The sequence below is a fragment of the Mycobacterium sp. genome (genome assembly GCF_052144515.1).
Lineage (GTDB): Bacteria > Actinomycetota > Actinomycetes > Mycobacteriales > Mycobacteriaceae > Mycobacterium.
The window spans coordinates 1-18557 of sequence record NZ_JBKQQD010000510.1 but is presented as its reverse complement, the minus strand read 5'-3'; the positions used below and the strand labels follow the sequence as shown (position 1 = coordinate 18557).

Here is an 18557-nt window from a genome sequence, read left to right as displayed (position 1 = left end):
GGTTGTTAGCGACCCGCAGAGTCCACAGAGAATGACATGTGGGGCGACAGGTGACCGTGTGCAGCTAGTGGTCGCGGTCGTCGCGGATGCCGAGAAATTCGACAAGCAGTTGGAAGCCCTTGTAGGTGCGCGAGGCGAGGGCTTCGGTGGTCCGAGCGAGGATTTCGTCGCCGCAGCGGCCCGCGACCATCGCGTACCGGTGGTAAACCGAGCCCACGCACGACCCGGACGGCGCCACCGCCACGTCACAGTCGACGTCGTCGAACACGTCGACGTGATGGCGCACCTGTGGCAGGGCCGGGCGGAAATAGCCGGTCTTGGTGGGCATCTGGCGGCGGCAGGTTTGTCCGGCCGGGAAATGCCCGGCGTGGCCGAGCCGTTGGAGCAGCTGCCCGGTGGCGATGGCCGCTTGCGGAGACAACGGATCTGCAAGGTGAGTGGCGAACAATGCTATGCGCATCGCAACCTCAGCCAATATCTCCGCGACGCTGCGGCGTCGAACTCATTACGGTAGGGCACCGCGGTGAACGTATCAGGCGTTTGTGTCGGGCTACTTGCGCAGGCGCGGTAAATCTAAAGTTCCCACGCACCACAGGTTCTGAAGCGTGACGAGGCGATCGACCGGCTCAACCGATCCCCAGGCTGCTGTCGCGCGGACTCGCAGGTCCGCAATGACACCGAGAAGTGCAGGCAGACAAGCAATTAACGGCGATCGCCGTCGGGGCAGCGGCCCGGCAGGTGACAGGCAGCGGCTTGTTGATCGCATGAAAACGTCGACTTTACTGGTAACCCGCGGGCACCCTCGCCGAAGTGCGGGTGCGGTGGGCGCTGGGTGAAGTCTCGTCCGCAACAAGTGTCCGATCACGATTTCTGTTGGCGCCCTGCCATATTCGATTCCGTCTATCAGGGTGCAGTGCGCCTCCCCGGAGGAGAGCAGCCGCTAAGCGCAAGGCGTGGTCTTGGGCGCTCATACCGCCCTCTGGGTCTGGCTATCTTCGCTGGGGCCAGCGCACCCGCGCCACCGAGCACAATGCGCAAAAGCTCAAAATCGCCTGTTGCGTGGCTATTGCGCACAAGCGAGTCACGGCCGCTGCCGATCCCTAGCCTTCGAGTTCAACAGGTTGTCGGATTCGTTCCCGACATCGACACCGACAAGGAGTACACAATGTTCGCTCGGCCATATCCGACTAGTGCATCTCCCGCGTATCGTCCGAAGACGTCCTTGCCCACCCCGGGCGGTGGCAGTCTCGACAGCACGGCGGCGCATCTGCAGCGGCTAGACGCGAAGCGCGATGGCTATGTCGAGCGAACGGTTATCACGAGTGACGGCGTGCGGCTGGCGGTCCGCGACTACGGCTCTGCCGGTGCTCGCGACCACACGGTCGTCCTGCTGCACGGTCTGTGCCTGACACAGTCGAGCTGGGCACTCCAAGTCCGCCACCTATTGCGTCGGTGGGGCAAAAGCGTACGAATCATCACCTACGATCACCGCGGCCACGGCCGTTCGGGCGGCGCGGAAATGCACACATACCGGATCGACCGACTCGCTGCTGACCTCGCCGAGGTCCTGACCATTCTGCGCGTCACGGGCCCGCTCACCCTGGCGGGACACTCGATGGGCGGAATGACAGCGCTGGCATACCTCGGCCGTCCCGCCGACGATCGTCCGGTGGAACCGGACGGCCTCGTCCTGGTTGCCACCGCGGCTGGCCGGCTCTCCGAGCGAGGACTCGGCCGTTTGCTGGCCACCCGCGCCACAGGAATGCTGTTCGATCTCGTTAACCACATGCCCCGGCGCATGGACGAGGTGATCCATGGTCTCGTGCGGCCGGTCTGCAAAGGCCTAAGCAGATATGCCAGCGCCGCGCGGAGCGGCGCCGCCGCAGTCACAGCATCCGCCCTCGACACAAACTCTTTGTCGACTACAGCCGGCTTCCTTCCCAGCCTGAAGCGATACGACCAGTACCACACGCTTGCCTCGATTGCCGCAAAGACAATCGTCATCAGCGGGGGAGCGGACATGACGACGCCAGTCGACCACGCACGCGACCTGGTCGCCGCCATCCCGGGTGCTACCCATCTGCATTGCCCCGCCGGCGGACACATGCTTCTCGAGGAGGAATCAGACTGCGTCAGCAACGCAATCGACGGCGTCATGGGCATGCACCGTCGATTCGCGCGTACGGCACCTTCACAATGTTTGCGCTCCGCTGTCTGAATGGAGTCACGGCAGCGCGTGTTACGAAGACCTATCGATAGCCTGCGAATGAAAGCTGTTCTCGGCGCGTGATTTTGGGCGACCATACGGCTGCAGCGGCGGTGGACCGAATCGACGATGCGCGCTTCCGTCCGGCCTGAAGTCGCGGGTGAGCACAATGCACAAAACTTCGAAATCGTCGCTTATTCCAACTATCGCCTACAAGAGCGACATCGCTGTAAGCGCGCCGTAAGTTCTGTTTTAACAAATAACTGAACACGCCGCGCGATCGCAGCGGGAAAAAGATTCATCCGATCGCGCAATAAACGTCAGCATCACACGGACAAGGATTAAGGAAATGGTCGCACTGGGCAGCATCACCGGATGGCAGCCGGCAGACGGTTTAGTTACCACTTGGATGGCCTCACACACGGCACGCGAAGCGGCTCGGAATGCGCGGCGAAGCGATCTACCGCCGAGCTACCAGAGGAGCCAGCACCTCCGGGCAGCCCGCGAATATAAAGCGAAGGGCATTCAGCTACCACGCCTGATGGTCGTGGCGTGGGACATACCCGGCGTGTGTGACATTCCGGCAATGACGGCAACGATCAATGCGCACGTGCGTCGCCACGATGCCTACCACGATTGGTTCCAATTCGAAAACGGCGCCTTTGTCCGTCGGACGATCGACAACCCCGAGGTCATCGAATTTGTCCCTGCGGAGTTCGGACATATGCACGCTGAACAAATACGCACGCACGCCTTATCGACGACGCCGGAGACACTTCAGTGGGACTGCTTCACATTTGGCATTGTCCAGCACACTGACTATTTCACGTTCTACGCCAGTGTCGACCATCTCCACATCGACGGTATGTCGGCCGGCCTGATCTTCGTCGACATCCACCTGATGTATCAGGATCTGTCAAAGGCCGTGCATCGACCCACCATGTTTCCGCAGGTCGCGAGCTACCGCAGTTACGCGGCACGGCAGCGCGACAAGGTGACGAGCTTGACCCTGTCGTCGCCTGAGATCAGGGACTGGATCGAGTTCGCGCAGGACACCGACGGCGACTGGCCGAAATTCCCGCTGCCGGTGGGTGACACGTGGACCAATAACAAAGGCGATTTCCTGACGGTCGACTTGTTAGACGATGTCGAGACGGAGTCTTTCGACACCGCATGCACCGCGGCCGGCGTCCGGTTCAGCGGGGGTGTTCTGGCGTGCGCAGCGCTGGCCGACCACGAGTTGACGGGCACCGAGACATACCACGGATTCACACCATCTGACACGCGGATGCCTGGCATCGACACGATGACTGTGGGTTGGTTCGCCAGCCTGATTCCGATCACCGTGCCGACCGGCATCTGCTCGTTTCCTGCGGCAGCCCGGGCTGCGCAGAAATCATTCGATGACTCCAGACACCTTGCCAGCGTGCCGATTAAACGAGTCCTCGAGTTGGCGGCCCAGGACGGAATGGGGATCAAGCCGCCCTCGCCTCGGGCAATGATGGTGTCCTTCATGGATTTACGCAAAATACCCCTCGCCGCATTGTTCGGCGAGACCAATTTCGGTACCTACGGCGACAATTTGTCGCACGGTGGGATCAACTTGTGGATCAACCGCCACGCCGACAAAACCACAGCGACGATTTCCTTTCCGGATAACCCCATCGCACGTGAGTCGGTGCATCGCTACATCGCGGCGTTGACCCAGGCGTTCGCACGCATCAATACCACCTCGGACTGGGTGAGTGCGGTTGCAGACCATGCGAACTCGGGGCACGGCGTACCTGTTCTCAGCCGCTAGCAACGAAGGGACCTTAGGAAAATGAGCAACATACTTGATCTGGTCGACCAGACCTTCTTTCGCGTCGAGCGGGCGGCCGGAGTCACCAACGTGATTCAGTGTGTCTGGGTGTATAGCCGCCCGATCGACATCGACGGACTGCGCCAGTTCCATCACCATCTGCAGCGGGGGCGGTTATCCCGTCGCATCGAGCGCTCACCGTTGCCGTTCGGCCGGCATCGCTGGGTCTCGCCTGGCGATCAGTCCGATCTCGAGATCGCTACGCCTCGGCCGCGTGAAGAATTCGACGCCTGGCTGAACGAGCAGACCAATACCTCCATCGATCCCGAGCACGGACCCGGATGGCACCTTGCGGTGCTGCCCTTCATCGAGGGCGGCGCGGGGGTGAGCTTGGTCGCCTCACATTGCCTCAGCGACGGCGTCGGGTTGTGCGAGGCGGTGGCGGACGCGGCTTGCGGCTACGACAATGCAATCGACTGGCCCGCTGCCCGATCGCGCCCGCGGTGGCAGGCGCTGCGTGAGGATACCCGCCAAACCGTGCGCGACGTCCCAGACATCGGCCGAGCCGTCGTCGACGGAGCGCGATTTGCCTGGCGTAACCGCGGCAATGCCGGATCTGCCACCCCAGCGCCTGCGCCGACCGCCGGAGCCGACGAATCCATCACGCCCCCAACGGCAACCATCTTTGTCGATGCCGACGAGTGGGACGCCCGCGCACACGCACTCGGAGGAACCAGCAACACCCTGCTCGCGGCATTGGCGGCCCGCCTGGCCCAGCGAGTGGGACGGGTCACCGCAGACGGCTCGGTCACCTTGACGATGGCCGTCAACGAACGCATCGCCGGCGATACCCGCGCCAACGCCATCACGAATGTCGACTTCACGGTGGATCCGGCACCTGCGACGACAAACCTGCGCGAGATCCGGGCCGCAACTAAGGAAGCGCTGATCCGCTGTCAAGGGCAGCCCGACGAGCGATGGACACTGCTGCCCCTCGTTCCCCTGGTGCCTGAGCGGCTCGGCCGGCGATGGGTCGGGGCGGCCACCAACAGTGCGATCAGTGTGGGCTCATCCAACGTCGGTGCGGTTGCCCCAGCCATCAACCGGCCAGACGGCACGGACGCCGACCACTTCGCCATGAAGTCGCTCAGCCTGGGTATGACCACGGCGATGATGCACCGGCTCGGCGGAATGCTGTCTTTGCTCTCGGGAAGAGCGGACGGACGGGTCTTCGTGTCGGTCGTTGCGTATCAGCCGGACCATTCCAACTCGAATGACGATTTACAACAGCGCGTTTCGAGCGTTCTGAGCGAATTCTCGCTCACCGCCACGACGGGCTGGCCATGCAATGAGCCTGTGCGGGAGCGGTAGGCATCACCCGCTGATGGCCCTGGTGTCGAGGGTAAGCACAATGCGCAAAACCACGAAATCGTCGCTTATTCCGACTATCGCTTACAAGCGCGACAGAGGCGCGAGCGGAGCCGTAATTTCGGGTTCAACAAATAAAAGGGATACGTCGCAAGATCTACTGCGGGACCAGAATTCACGCTAGCGCCAAAAGTCATTCACGAACATCCGTTTCTTGCCATGGATGACATTGCCGACCAAGCGAATTCGGACTAGCAGTACCCCGTAGGCAAATGACAAGAAAGGCGTTAGAAAAATGAGCAACGTACTTGATCTGGTCGACCAGACCTTTTTTCGCCTCGGGCAGGCGGCCGGAGTCGGTCAGTCTGTCTGGGTGTATAACCGCCCAGTCGACATCGACGGACTGCGCCAGTTCCATCAGCATCTCCAGCAGGGGCGGTTAGACCGTCGCATCGAACGCTCACCCTTGCGGTTCGGCCGGCATCGCTGGGTCCTGCCCCGCGATCAGCACGAGCTCGAGATCGCGACGCCTCGGCCGCGCGAGGAATTCGACGCCTGGCTGGGCGAGCAGGCCAACATCCCCCTGGATGCCGAGCACGGACCCGGATGGCACCTTGCGGTGCTCCCGTTCACCGACGGGGGCGCGGGAGTGAGCTTGGTCGTCACACATTGCCTCAGCGACGGCATCGGAGGGTGCCTGGCGGTGGTGGAAGCGGCTTGCGGCTACGACCACACAATCGACTGGCCCGCAGCCGGGTCACGCAAGAAATGGCGCGCCCTGCGCGAGGACGCCCGCCAAATCACGCGCGACATCCCCGGTATCCGCCGAGCCGTCGTCGACGCAGCACGATTCGCTCGAAGTAACCGCCGCAGCGCCGGATCAGCCACTCCACCCCTGTCTCAGCCCCTTTCTAAGCCTCATGCACCGATCGCCGGACCCGACGAACTCGTCGCGCTCCCAACGGCAACAGCCTTTCTCGATGCCGACGAGTGGGACGCCCGCGCGCAATCACTGGGAGGGACCAGCAACACGCTGCTCGCGGGATTGGCGGCCCGCCTCGCCCAGCGGGTCGGACGAATCGCCGCAGACGGCTCGGTCACCTTGGCGATACCCGTCAACGAGCGCACCGCCGACGATACCCGCGCCAACGCCGTCACGATGCTCGACATCACGGTCGACCCTGCACCCGCGGCGACGGACCTGCGCGAGATCCGGGCCGCAACCAAACAAGCGCTGATCAGCCACCGGGAGCTGCCCGACGAACGGCGGACACTGCTGCCCCTCGTTCCGCTGCTGCCTGAGCGGCTGGTCAAGCGAATGGTCGGCGTGGCCACCGGCGGTGCGACCAACGTCGTTGTTACGTCCAACATCGGCGCGGCCCCCCCGGCCGCCAACCGGCCAGACGGCACAGACGCCGACCGCGTCGCCCTGCTGTCTCGCTACCCGGGCCTGACCAAGGCGATGATGCACCAGCTTGGCGGGTTGCTGGTGATGCACTCGGCAAGAGTGCACCAACAGGTCTTCGTCTCGGTCCTCGCGTATCAGCCGGACCGTCCCAACTCGAACGACGACCTGTGGCAAGACCTCTCAAGCGCTCTGAGCGACTTCTCGCTCACTGCCACCACGGGCTGGGGATGCCCAGAGCCAGTGAGCGCGGCGCGGTAGACGCCCCGTCGTCGGCGCGCTTCCCGTTGCACTGGCGTAACGGGTGAGCACAATGCGCGAAACCGCGAAATCGTGGCTTTCGCCGACTATCGCTTACAAGCGCGACACGGGTGCGAGCGGCGCCGTAAGTTCGGTCTCAACCACCAGGGACCGAGTGGATGCGATTGCAAACCAAGCGAATTCGTCCGAACTGTATGACCTGACAGCGTAGGCAAGCGACAAGAAAAGGACCTCGGGAAAATGAGCAACGTACTCGACCTGTATGACCAGACCTACTTCAGCTTCGAGCGGGCGACCGGGACCACCACCCTGCTGCAATGCGTCTGGGTGTACAACCGCGCGATCGAAATCGACGGTCTGCGCCAATTCCATCGCCATCTGCAGCAGGGGCGGTTATCCCGCCGCATCGAACGCTCAGCCCTGCCGTTCGGTCGCCATCGCTGGGTCTCGCCCAGCGATCAGTCCGACCTTGAGATCGTCGCGACGCCTTGTGCGCGCGAGGAATTCGACGCCTGGCTCAGCGAGCAGGCCAACACCCCTCTGGATGCCGAGCACGGACCCGGATGGCACCTTGCGGTGCTGCCGTTCACCGATGGCGGCGCGGGGGTGAGCTTGGTCATCTCACATTGCCTCATCGACGGTGTCGGGCTGTGCGAGGCGTTGACGGAAGCGGCTTCCGGCCGCCACAACCCGATCAACTGGCCCGCTGCCGTGTCACGCCGACGGTGGCACGCCCTGCGCGAGGACACCTGCCAAACCGCTCGCGACATCCCCGGCGTCGGCCGCGCCGTCGTCGCCGCAGCGCGATTTGCCCGGCGTCACAGCGGCGGTGCCGGATCTGCCACCCCACCCATTTCAAAGCCACCTATCGCGCCACCCGCGCCGATCGCCGGAGCCGACGAATGCGTCACTCTGTCAACGGCAACGATTTTTCTCGATGCCGACGAGTGGGACGCCCGCGCACACTCACTTGGTGGAACCAGCAACACCCTGCTCGCGGGATTGGCGGCCCGCCTGGCCCAGCGAGTGGGACGGGTCACCGCAGACGGCTTGGTCACCCCGTCGATACCCGTCAACGAACGCGCGGCCGGCGATACTCGCGCCAACGCCATCACGAATGTCGACATCACAGTCGACCCTGCACTGGCGGCGACGGACCTGAGCGAGATCCGGGCTGCAACCAAGCAAGCGCTGATCCGCCACCGGGAGGTGCCCGACGAACGGTGGCCACTGCTGCCCCTCGTTCCCTTGCTGCCTCAGCGGCTTGCCAGGCGATTGGTCGGTCTGGCCACCGGCGGTACGACCAACGTCGTCTCATCAAACCTCGGTGCGGTCACGCCGGCCGCTAACCGGCCAGACGGCACGGACGCGGACTACTTCGCCATGAAGTCTCTCTACCCAGGCGTGACCGAGGCGATAATGCACCGCACCGGCGGAGTTTTGGCCTTGCTCTCGGGAAGAGTGGACCGACAGGTCTTCGTCTCGTTCCTTGCGTATCAGCCGGACCGTCCTAACTCGAATGACGACCTGCGAAGGGACCTTTCCAGCACTCTGAGCGACTTCTCGCTCACCGCTACGACGGGCTGGCCAAGCCCAGTTTCAGTGGCCGAGGCGCGCGTCCCGACCACCTCGGACTGGGCGGATGCGATTGCAGAACAAGCGAATTCGTCCGGGCTGTTCGACCTGACAGCGCAGGCAAGTGACAAGAAAGGACCCTAAGAAAATGAGCAACGTACTCGATCTCTTTGACCAGACGGTGTTTCTCGGCGAGCGAGCGACCGGAGCCACCAACCTGCTGCAGTGCGTCTGGATATACAACCGCACGATCGACATCGACGGTCTGCGCCAGTTCCATCGCCATCTGCAGCAGGGGCGGTTATCCCGCCGCGTCGAACGGTCACCCTTGCCGTTCGGCCGCCATCGCTGGGTCTCGCCCAGCGGTCAGTCCGACCTTGAGATCGTCGCGACGCCTCGCCCGCGTGAAGAATTCGACGCCTGGCTCGACGAGCAGGCCAACACCCCTCTGGATGCCGAGCACGGACCCGGATGGCACCTTGCGATGCACCCGTTCACCGATGGCGGCGCCGGGTTGAGCTTGGTCATCTCACATTGCCTTACCGACGGCGTCGGATTGTGCGAGGCGTTGGCGGACGCGGCTTCCGGTCGCCACGACCCGATCAACTGGCCTGCTGCCGCATCACGCCGGCCGTGGCAGGCACTGCGCGAGGACGCCCGCCAAACCGCGCGCGACATCCCCGGTATCGGCCGCGCCGTCGTCGCCGCAGCGCGATTTGCCCGGCGCCACAGCGGGGGTGCCTCTGCCGCTTCACCCGTTTCTAAGCCCCTTGCTGAGCCGCCTGCGTTGTCCGCGAGCGCGGACGAACGCATCTCTCTCCCAACGGCAACGATCTTCGTCGACGCCGATGAGTGGGACGCCCGCGCAGAGTCCCTAGGAGGGACCAGCAACACCCTGCTCGCGGGATTGTCGGCCCGCCTCGCCCAGCGAGTGGGGCGGATCGCCGCAGACGGATCGGTCGCCGTGACATTGCCCGTCAACGAGCGCACCGCCGGCGACACCCGCGCCAACGCCATCACGAATGTCGATTTCACGGTCGACCCTGCACCAGCAGCGACGGACCTGAGCGAGATCCGGGCCGCAATCAAGCAAGCGCTGATCCGCTCTCAGGAGGAGACGAACGAACGGTTTGAATTGCTGCACCTTGCTCCTCTCTTGCCGCAGTGGCTCGCCAGGCGATTGGTCGGCGTTTCCGCCAACGGTGCGGCCAGCGTCGTCTCATCTAACCTCGGCGCGGTCAGCCCGGCCGTCCACCGGCCAGACGGAACGAACGCCGACCACTTCGTCATGAAGCCTCTCGGCCCGGGTGTGACCAAGGCGACCATGCACCGGCTAGGCGGATTGCTGGTGTTGCTGTCGGGAAGAACGCACGGACGGGTCTTCGTCTCGGTCCTCGCGTATCAGCCGGGCCGCCCCAACTCGAATGATGACCTGCGACGGGACCTTTCGAGCATTCTGAGCGACTTCTCGCTCACCGCCACGACGGGCTGGCCACGCCCAGTTTCAGTGGCCGGGGCGCGCGTCCCGACCAGCGGCAACCAAGTGGATGCGATTCCAGGCCAAGCGAATTCGTCCGAACTGTATGACCTGACAACGTACGCGAGTGACAAGAAAAGGACCTTAGGAAAATGAGCAACGTACTCGATCTGATCGACCAGAGCGCGTTTCGCGGCGAGCGGGCGACCGGAGCCACCAACCTGCTGCAGTGTGTCTGGGTGTACAACCGCACGATCGACATCGACGGTCTGCGCCAATTCCACCGCGCCCTGCAGCGGGGGCGGTTATCCCGCCGCATCGAGCGCTCACCCTTGCCGCTTGGCCGCCATCGCTGGGTCTCGCCCAGCGATCAGTCCGATCTCGAGATCGTTGCAACGCCTCGGCCGCGTGAAGGATTCGAAGCGTGGCTCAGCGAGCAGGCCAACACCCCGGTGGATGCCGAGCACGGACCCGGATGGCACCTCGCGGTGCTGCCGTTCACCGACGGCGGGGCGGGAGTGAGCTTCGTTATCTCACATACCCTCATCGACGGCGTCGGGTTGTGCGAGGCGTTGGCGGACGCGGCTTCCGGCCGCCACGATCCGATCAACTGGCCCGCTCCCGGGTCACGCCGGCGGCGGCGAGTACTCCGCGAGGACGCCCGCCAAATCGCGCGCGACATCCTTGCTATGGGCCGCGCCGTCGTCGCCGCGGCACGATTCGCGAGGCGTAACGGCGGCGGCGATGGATCTGGCACGCAGCTACCCAGCGCGCCGCGTTCGCGGTTCGTCGGACCCGACCAATGCGTTGCTCTCCCAAAGGCAACGGTCTTCGTCGACGCCGACGAGTGGGATGCCCGCGCGCACTCACTCGGAGGGACCAGCAACGCACTACTAGCGGGATTGGCGGGCCGCCTGGCACAGCGAGTTGGACGGGTCGCGGGGGACGGCGTCGCCACCTTGGCGATACCCGTTAACGAGCGCGCCGACGGCGATACTCGCGCCAACGCAATCACAGCTGTCAACATCATGGTCGACCCTGCAGCTGCGGCGACGGATCTCCGCGAGATCCGGGCCGCAATCAAGCAAGCGCTGATCCGTCGTCAAGAGGTCCCCGACGAACGATTGGCACTGCTGCCCCTCGCTCCTTTGTTGCCGCAGTGGCTCATCAGACGAATGGCCAGCGTGGCCCTCGGCGGCGCGACGACCAGCGGATCATCCAACCTCGGTGCTGTCGACCCTGCCGCCAACCGGCCAGACGGTACAGACGCTGACTACTTCGCCCTCAGGTCGCTCTTCGCGGGGGCGACTGAGGCGACGATACACCGCACCGGGGGACTGCTGGGATTGCTCTCGGGAAGAGTGCACGGACAGATCTTCGTCTCGATCGTTGCGTATCAGCCTGGCCACCCTAACTCGAATGACAACTTGCAGCAGCATATTTCGAGTGTTCTGAGCGACTTCTCGCTTACCGCCGCCGTCGGGTGGCCGTGCCCCGAGCCAGTGAGCGGGGCGGGGTAGACGTAGCTGGTGAGCACAATGCGCATAACCAGGAAATCGCCGCTTTGGCCGACTATCGCTTACAAGCGAGACAAGGGTGCAGGCGGCGCAATAAGTTCGGTCTGAACCAAATAACCGAAATACTCGCACGATCTGCAGCGCGGAGGAATTGGCGCTGGCGCGAAAAGTCGAGGGAACCCTTTTAGCTCCCGCGCCTGGCTTACCCGTGCTTGACACACCAACGAAGGATTTCACCATGTCCAAAAACTCCGCCGCCCCCAAGACCTCGGTGCGCATCGGTGCGTTTACGGCGTTGGGTCGCTTCGTCGTTCGTGCGCCCTGGCTCATCATCGCCGCCTGGATCGCTTTGGTCGCCGTGCTGGCCGTGGCGTTCCCCCCGCTGACGAAGGTGGTGGAAAGCCAGACACTACAGCCGCTTCCGCCCAAAGCCATGGCGGCGGCCGAGCAGATGGCCAAGGATTTCGGTGAATCCGCACAGAACGTCCTAGTTGTCGTACTCACCGACAATCGGGGTCTGCAACCTGGCGATGAGGACGCCTACCGCAAACTGGCCGCCACGTTACGCGGCGAGACCCACGACGTGACCGGCGTGCAGGACATCGTTACCACACCCGCACTGCGACCATTGATGGTCAGCGCGGACAATAAGGCGTTTTACCTGGCAGTGGGCCTGAGGGCGCCTGCCGGATCCCCCGAGTCCTCGCAGGCCTACGAGCGCATCACAGAAATCGCCAAACGCTCCACCGCGGGCTCCCCGCTGACCGCGGAGGTGACCGGACAGGGTGCCATGGCCGGCGACTTGGCGATCGTCACCGCCCACGACATGCACACGATCGAGATCGTCACCGCGTTGTTCGTACTGATCATCCTGCTGGTGATCTACCGACGACCCGTGACGGTGTTGCTGCCGTTGATCACCATCGGAATTTCGGTGACGTCATCCCAGGGCGTGGTGTCCTGGTTGGTTCAGCTCGGGCTCGGGGTGTCCTCGCTGACGATCGCGTTGATGACGGCCATGATCTTCGGCGCCGGGACCGACTATGCCGTCTTCTTGATCAGCCGCTACCACGAGTACATCCGGTCCGGCACTGACTCCGACCTGGCTGTACAAAAAGCACTGAGCTCCATCGGCGAGGTCATCGCGGGCTCGGCGGCCACCGTTGCCGTCACCTTTCTTGGCATGGTCTTCACCCGCCTACCCGCGTTTACGAGCATCGGCCCGGCGCTTGCGGTTTCGATTGCGATCGCGTTTCTTGCCGCCATGACGCTGTTGCCCGCCATACTCGTGCTCGCCGGTCGACGCGGATGGGTGACGCCACGATCGGCGCTCACCAGCCGCATGTGGCAGCGCTCAGCTGTTCAGCTCGTTCGTCGGCCCAAAGCGCATCTGCTGGTTAGCCTGTCGGTGTTGATCGGGCTGGCCGGCTGCGCGGCCTTCCTCCAGCCCACCTTCAACGACCGCCTGCAATTGTCGCAGTCGGCGCCAAGCAACGTCGGCTTTTCGACTATGGCAGACCACTTTTCGACGAGCACGTTGCTGCCGCAATACATCTACGTCCGCTCACCCCAAGACCTGCGGACGTCGCGGGCCCTGGCCGACCTGGACCAAATGGCGCAACGTGTATCTCAGCTGCCCAATATCGCTGCGGTGCGCGGCATCACGCGACCCACCGGCCAGCCGCTCGATCAGACCAAGCTCAGCTTTCAAGCCGGAGAAGTCGGCAGCAAGCTCGAAGACGCCTCGACACAGATCAGCGACAAAACCAACGACCTCAACGCGCTGACCAATGGCGCCGACCAACTGGCAGCAAGTCTCGCAGAGGTTCGTGACCAAATCCGCAGCGCCAGCGGGCCAATGACCCAGATCGCCGCGACGCTGAACCAGGTGCGGCAGCAGCTCGGTGCGGCGGCGAACGTCCTGGACAACGTACGCGCGCTCGCGAACGGGTCCGTTTCGACGCTCGCCAACGGTATCGCCGGCGCGGGAGCCCCCATGCTCAATGGGCTGAACAACATTCCGCTATGCAAAGCCAGCCAGGCATGCAACGCTGCGCGCGCCCAGCTCGAACAACTCGCCGGAGGGCGGAACGGTACGTTGGCCGCGCCGCCCGCGGCGCAAGGCCTGCAGGCTGCAGTGCAGAATCTGACCACGCTCTTGGCTACGACATCTAACAGTCTGCGGACAGCGGGTGGCAACACCGCCGGCATGTCGCAGAAGATTGCAGGCCTGCAGGCGGTTGCCGACCAGCTGGCCGACGGTAGCCGGCGGCTTGCCGACGGCGTGCGGACACTCGTCGACCAGACCAAGAAGATGGGCCTGGGAATGAACCAGGCGGCCGGGCTGCTGCTGTCGATGAAGCGCGACGCCACACAACCTTCCATGTCGGGCATGTACATCCCGCCCCAGGTGCTTACCTCGGACGACTTCAAGAACGCTGCGAAGATGTTCATCTCGCCCGATGGTCATTCGGTGCGCTACTTGGTCGAAACCAAATTCGACCCGTTCAGCGCTGCCGCGATGGATCAGGTGACATCGATTCTCGACACGGCGCGCGGCGCGCAGCCGAACACCTCCCTCTCGGATGCGTCGATATCGATAGTCGGCCCGACCGCGATGTACAGTACGCTGCGCAGCTACTACGACGACGACTTCCGGCTGATCGTCATCATGACACTGCTCGTTGTATTCTTCATCCTCGTCATCCTGCTCCGCGCGATCGTGGCGCCACTGTATCTGATTGCCTCCGTGGTGATCTCGTATCTGTCGGCGGTGGGACTGGGAGTCGTTTTATTCCAGTTCGTGCTCCACCAGGCGATCTGTTGGAACGTGCAGGCGACGGCCTTCATCGTGCTGGTCGCCGTCGGGGCCGACTACAACCTGCTGTTGATCACGCGAATTCGTGAGGAGTCACGCAGGGGCATCCGCTCCGGCATCATTCGTGCCGTCCGTTCGACGGGTGGTGTCATCACCTCGGCCGGCATAATCTTCGCCGCCTCGATGTTCGGCCTGGTGTTCGGCAGCCTGTCGACCATGACGCAAACCGGGTTCATCATCGGCCTGGGCCTGTTGATCGACACCTTCGTCGTTCGCACCGTCACCGTGCCGGCCATGGCGGCACTGGTTGGGAAGGCGAACTGGTGGCCCTCCAAGAGAACTCACGCCACCGCGGCTGCTGACGCCATCGACGCGACTGACAGCACCGACACCGAAGTGGCTCCGCGCGCCGCCGAAATGCCGGTCCAGGCGGTATCAGAAGGTTTTCCCGGCGACTGCTCTCATCGCTTGGCCACCAACAACATCCGTCGTTTCGCGGCCAGCCGGCGGCGGACAGTCAGTCAGCGCGGTAAACGAGTTCGTCGCTTGTCGGTCGCAGGCACGAGACAATAGAACGGAACCAGTAACGCGCTGCTCATCGCAAACGACGGGTTGGCCTGTTGTCGTTCGCTGCGAATTCTTGCTCGGGTCGTCCAGTGGTGCCGTAACGCAGCCCAACGGTGACCTCCCGGGAGGTGGCCAATGCTGCCAGATACCTTTGGGCGGTTGCCCTTGATATCCCGATCGCCGCAGAGACCTCCGCCGCCGACATCGGCTGCTCCGACTTTCGCAAAGCTTCCAGCACAAGCTTTTTCGTGGAGGATCCGGCGATTGTCGGGGGCGCAGGGGTGGCGATCCTGGGGCGAAGGGCATCCAGAGCCGCATCCACGTCGCCGGCGCTGAGATTGGCGCGGGCCAGAATATTGCGGTAGCGAGCATAGCCGGCCAGGCGGGCGGCGAGCTCGGTGGTCGCGAACGGCTTGACGAGGTAGCTCAGCGCCCCAGCGGTCATGGCAGCGCGGATCGTTACCGGCTCGGTTGCCGCCGTCAAAACCATGCTGTCCCCTTGCAGTTCGCGGACGAAGTCGATTCCTGACCCGTCGGGTAGGTAGACATCGACCAGGGCGAGGTCGACTGCGTTGGCTTTTCGCGCGCCCGCGAGGGTGTTGACGGTGGCGGTCACGGTGAAGCCCGGAAGCGTGTCGACGACCTGGGCGTGCAGGTTGGCGACACGGAAGTCGTCGTCGACCACCAGCACCGTCAGGTCTACGTCACTCATTGTGCCTCCTCTTCCATCACGCCCGGCAGCCAGGCGATGAACTCAGCGCCAGTCAGCCGAGGCTCCCCGTCGGCGCCGCCCGGGCTGGACAGCCGCAGGTCGCCACCGAGGGATCGGCCGATCTGCCGCGAAAGCGCGAGCCCGATACCCCGGCCGCCCGGTATCCCGGAGTCCGGTTTTGTCGTCCTGCCCTCGGTGAATAGATCCTCGACGAAGTCGGGAGCGACGCCGTCGCCGCTGTCGAGCACTATGACATGCAAGGCCGAATCCTCTTGCAACAGCTCGATTTCCACCTCTTTTATCTGGTTGCTGCCCGACCGGGCCGCGTCGATGGCGTTGTCGAGCAAGTTACCCACCACGGTGGTGACGTCGACGGGCAGTACCAGCCGGCCAGATACCCAGGTGTTCTCACCGATCTTCAACGTCACCCCGGCTTCGCGGGCGGCCGCGGCCTTGGCCGCCAGGAATGCCTGCAGGTAGGCATCGCGGATGGCGTCGATACCGGGTAGCGCGGATCCCAGCGGGCCCGTCCCGAGGAGCTCTTCCAGATACTCCAATCCCTCATCGACGTGACCGCCGTGCAATAACCCGTTCAGCAGGTGCAGACGGTTGGCGAACTCATGGCGTTGTGCACGCAGCACCGTGCTCATCACCTGTACCGCGTCGAGTTGCCGGGTCAGTGACTCAACATCGGTTCGATCACGCGCCACCAGCACGGTTCCCAGCTCGCGTCCGTCGCGCGATACCTGCCGCGCCGAGACCACGACGATGCGTTCTCCGACAGTGGCCAAAGTGGGTGTCGAATCGGCAGCCTTGAACACGTCGAGCACACGCGGTGTCAACCCGATCTCTTCGATACGCCGGCCCGGTTCGTTACCGATCTGGAGCAGTCCGCACGCCTCGTCGTTGACGAAGGTGGTCTTCCAGGCCGTGTCGACCGCTAGCACGCCCTCGCCGATGCCCTGCAGCACCGCCGCCTGAGTGCGCACCAGCTCGGTAATCTCGCCTGGCCGCAAACCCAGCGTCAGCCCTCGCCACCGCCGGGCCAATGCCGCTGAGCCGGCAACACCGATCAGCAGGAGAACACCTCCTATCGCGGCCATCACGCGCAGGTTCTTCGAAAACTGCTCATCAAATGCCTTCGTGGAGATGCCAACGATGACCACCCCCAGCACGCGATTAGAACCTGGCGCAAGTACCGGGACCTTGCCAACGATCGCCTGCCCGAAAACGGTAGAGTCATGCGCCGTTTCCTCGTGCCCGGCTAGCGGCGGCGTGAGATCGGCACGGACATGAAGACCTAACTCGTCGCGCCGAGGGGTCGCGAGCCTGATGCCCCGCGTGTTGGCGACTACCACAAACAACACATGGGTGCGCGCTTCAACCCGTGACGCGACGCCCTGGATCGGACCCGCCGCGAGCTGGTCGACCAATGCGGGGGTTGGGGTCACCGGGGCATCGTCGTAGCGAGCGATGTTATTGAGCACCGTGGGCGAAGAGGCCACTACACGGGCGATATCCAAAGCGTGGACGCCGTATTGAACGTCTAGGCGCTGGCGGTTGAATGCGGCATACAATCCGAAAGCAATCACCAACGTCAGCGTCACGATGACGAGTTGCAGCAACAGTACTTGCGTGGCGAGTCGCAAGGCGATGCGACTCTTGGTTGCCATAGACAGACCCTAGCGCGCTAGTGAGCACAATGCGCGAAAGTCCGACATCGTCTGCGGCACCGACGCCGATGGCAGCGCAGGATGCGCCGGCCATGCCGCTGGATGCCACCCACATGCACCGGTTAGAGACGCTGAACCGGGCCACCCGGTTGACCGGCTTCGGTGCCGCTGCCGAATCAGTCGGAGGCATGGCGCTCGACTGTTGCGGCGGCGGAGATGGTGCTAGGGCGTGTGGGCGCGACCGAGCAACTTCATCAACGTATAGACGCTGACGTCAGCGTTGGGGTCTGCTGCACGAATAGGTGACATCGGAGTTGGCTTGCCCGTGATGGGTGGGCTGGAAGGATGTCATTGTGGCAAGGCTTTATCCCGGCGAGTTCCGCGACGATGTCGTCCGGGTCGCCCGCAACCGTGATGATGGGGTGACGATCGAGCAGGTCGCCCGCGCGCGAATCGAGATAACTGTCGAGGACCTCGATCAGCTTCTGCTCTATAGGCATTCGGCGCTGGCCGCTTAGTCTCGTCACCGTGCAGCCGACCCTACGGCTGGACGGTTCGGCGTCTCCGCTCATTTTGTGGCGGAGAGAGAGCGGGCGCTGAGCCGTACAAGGCGAAGGCTTGGCGACCATAGGGGCGCCCCCCAGCCTTCCTGAGTGGGGTCTGGGATCACCTTGCTCGCAGTCCGTCGAGCAACGCCTTAACGCCTTAACGCCTTGGTCACTGGCTGCACGTTGATCGGGTGCATTCGCGATAAACAGAGCAGTCTCATCAGCAGCAGCAAGTAGGACATGAGCGAGCGCATCCTCTGGCTGGCCGGCAGCGAGGTCACCTTCCTCGACGGCGAGCTCAAGCATTGCCCGGATGGCTCCCAATCCATAGTGGCTTTCGAGTTCGCGCCATTTGACCCAGCCCAGCACGGCAGGTCCAGCCTTGGCAATGGGGAGGACACGTCGCTGTTGAACCGCAGTGGGATGCCACGATCGGTAACTGCCCCGGGGGAGTGGGCGGTTGTTCGACACGCTTAAGTTGTGGGCGTGGCAGCTCGCGCCGTCCTGGTTACCCCACTGTCGGGGCCGCTGGCCAGATTCGGGAAAGCAGGGGCGAGCGCCCTCGCTCTGTGGGCCGAGCGTTCCGGAGTAAGTCTGGAGGTGATCGACGCTTACCCCTCCGCGGCGTC

General features: G+C 63.8%; 12 protein-coding genes and 1 pseudogene. 9 read left to right on the top strand and 4 right to left on the bottom strand.

Annotation, left to right across the window (positions count from 1 at the left end; translation table 11 throughout):
* Positions 1-64 precede the first annotated feature (64 nt).
* Positions 65-460 (bottom strand): hypothetical protein, encoded by a 396-nt coding sequence (locus tag ACLP9N_RS34250; RefSeq protein ID WP_442411548.1) that lies wholly within the window; start codon positions 458-460, stop codon positions 65-67.
* Positions 461-1165: 705 nt separating this feature from the next.
* Here ACLP9N_RS34250 and ACLP9N_RS34245 point away from each other — a divergent pair.
* The 8 genes from ACLP9N_RS34245 (at position 1166) to ACLP9N_RS34210 (ending at position 15001) form a co-directional block, all read left to right on the top strand.
* Positions 1166-2218 carry an alpha/beta fold hydrolase gene (locus ACLP9N_RS34245; RefSeq protein ID WP_442411547.1) on the top strand — a complete coding sequence of 351 codons (1053 nt, stop codon included), beginning with the start codon at positions 1166-1168 and terminating at the stop codon, positions 2216-2218.
* A 337-nt stretch (positions 2219-2555) separates the two neighbouring features.
* The gene (locus ACLP9N_RS34240; protein ID WP_442411546.1) at positions 2556-4007 is read left to right on the top strand and encodes a condensation domain-containing protein; all 1452 of its coding nucleotides are present in this window, start codon (positions 2556-2558) and stop codon (positions 4005-4007) included.
* Between the two features lie 21 nt (positions 4008-4028).
* On the top strand, positions 4029-5378 hold the full coding sequence (locus ACLP9N_RS34235) for a hypothetical protein (protein ID WP_442411545.1): 1350 nt from the start codon (positions 4029-4031) through the stop codon (positions 5376-5378).
* Positions 5379-5670: 292 nt separating this feature from the next.
* Positions 5671-7041: a hypothetical protein gene (locus ACLP9N_RS34230; protein ID WP_442411544.1), complete on the top strand. Its 1371-nt coding sequence runs from the start codon at positions 5671-5673 to the stop codon at positions 7039-7041.
* Between the two features lie 240 nt (positions 7042-7281).
* Positions 7282-8760, top strand: a complete 1479-nt coding sequence (locus ACLP9N_RS34225) for a wax ester/triacylglycerol synthase domain-containing protein (RefSeq protein ID WP_442411543.1) — start codon at positions 7282-7284, stop codon at positions 8758-8760.
* Positions 8761-8764: 4 nt separating this feature from the next.
* Positions 8765-10249, top strand: a complete 1485-nt coding sequence (locus tag ACLP9N_RS34220; RefSeq protein ID WP_442411542.1) for a wax ester/triacylglycerol synthase domain-containing protein — start codon at positions 8765-8767, stop codon at positions 10247-10249.
* Positions 10246-11613 carry a hypothetical protein gene (locus ACLP9N_RS34215; RefSeq protein WP_442411541.1) on the top strand — a complete coding sequence of 456 codons (1368 nt, stop codon included), beginning with the start codon at positions 10246-10248 and terminating at the stop codon, positions 11611-11613. Before ACLP9N_RS34220 ends, ACLP9N_RS34215 begins: the two co-directional genes overlap by 4 nt.
* Before the next feature lie 235 nt (positions 11614-11848).
* Entirely contained in the window at positions 11849-15001 is a 3153-nt protein-coding gene (locus tag ACLP9N_RS34210) for an MMPL/RND family transporter (RefSeq protein ID WP_442411540.1), read from the top strand.
* Between the two features lie 22 nt (positions 15002-15023).
* Here the strand turns inward: ACLP9N_RS34210 and ACLP9N_RS34205 are convergent, their stop codons facing one another.
* Both ACLP9N_RS34205 and ACLP9N_RS34200 read right to left on the bottom strand, forming a co-directional pair.
* Positions 15024-15707: a response regulator gene (locus ACLP9N_RS34205; RefSeq protein WP_442411539.1), complete on the bottom strand. Its 684-nt coding sequence runs from the start codon at positions 15705-15707 to the stop codon at positions 15024-15026.
* The gene (locus ACLP9N_RS34200; RefSeq protein WP_442411538.1) at positions 15704-17380 is read right to left on the bottom strand and encodes an ATP-binding protein; all 1677 of its coding nucleotides are present in this window, start codon (positions 17378-17380) and stop codon (positions 15704-15706) included. The genes ACLP9N_RS34205 and ACLP9N_RS34200 overlap by 4 nt, the downstream gene beginning before the upstream one ends.
* A gap of 353 nt (positions 17381-17733) precedes the next feature.
* Here ACLP9N_RS34200 and ACLP9N_RS34195 point away from each other — a divergent pair, with 353 nt between their 5' ends.
* On the top strand, positions 17734-17898 hold the full coding sequence (locus ACLP9N_RS34195) for a hypothetical protein (RefSeq protein WP_442411574.1): 165 nt from the start codon (positions 17734-17736) through the stop codon (positions 17896-17898).
* A 234-nt stretch (positions 17899-18132) separates the two neighbouring features.
* Here ACLP9N_RS34195 and ACLP9N_RS34190 read toward each other — a convergent pair.
* Positions 18133-18297, bottom strand: a pseudogene (locus tag ACLP9N_RS34190) (TetR/AcrR family transcriptional regulator); the annotation flags it as partial.
* Positions 18298-18557 lie beyond the last annotated feature (260 nt).